The sequence below is a fragment of the Rhodococcus sp. O3 genome (assembly GCF_048897285.1).
In the GTDB taxonomy this organism is placed as follows: domain Bacteria; phylum Actinomycetota; class Actinomycetes; order Mycobacteriales; family Mycobacteriaceae; genus Rhodococcus.
Genome location: NZ_JBMBTE010000329.1, coordinates 1 through 445, shown reverse-complemented (window position 1 = coordinate 445; position 445 = coordinate 1). Strand labels below are relative to the sequence as shown.

Below are 445 nucleotides of genomic sequence, written 5' to 3'. Positions count from 1 at the left end.
GAAAGGACTCTCAATGATCCTGTCAAGCCGCCACCGCGGTAACCGGCACGGTCGGTTGCCAGGTGCGGTGGTCGCGGAGCAGCGCGTAGAGAACATCCACGCGCCGCCGAGCCAGGCAGATCGTGGCCTGGACGGGACGCTTACCTTCGGCACGTTTGCGCTGATAGTAGACGCGAGAGGCGGGATCGCAACGGACCGCGGTCAACGCCGACATGTACATCACCCGGCGCAGGCGCCTGCTGTAGCGCTGAGGGGTGTGCAGACGCCCGGTGCGTTTACCCGAATCCCTGGGCCGCGGCGCCAACCCGGTCCAGGCAGCGAGTTGATCGGCCGACCCGATCAAGTCGGGGTCACCTACTGCGGCAAGGAATTCGGCGCCGAGCCGGAATCCCATACCCGGCAAGCTCAGGATCACTTCGGCCAGAGGGTGCCGGCGAAATCGGGC

General features: G+C 66.3%; 1 protein-coding gene. It reads right to left on the bottom strand.

Annotated elements, in window-relative coordinates; translation table 11 throughout:
• Positions 1–22: 22 nt before the first annotated feature.
• On the bottom strand, positions 23–445 hold a 423-nt coding region (locus tag ACN675_RS29275; RefSeq protein ID WP_420754137.1), incomplete at its 5' end, for a transposase.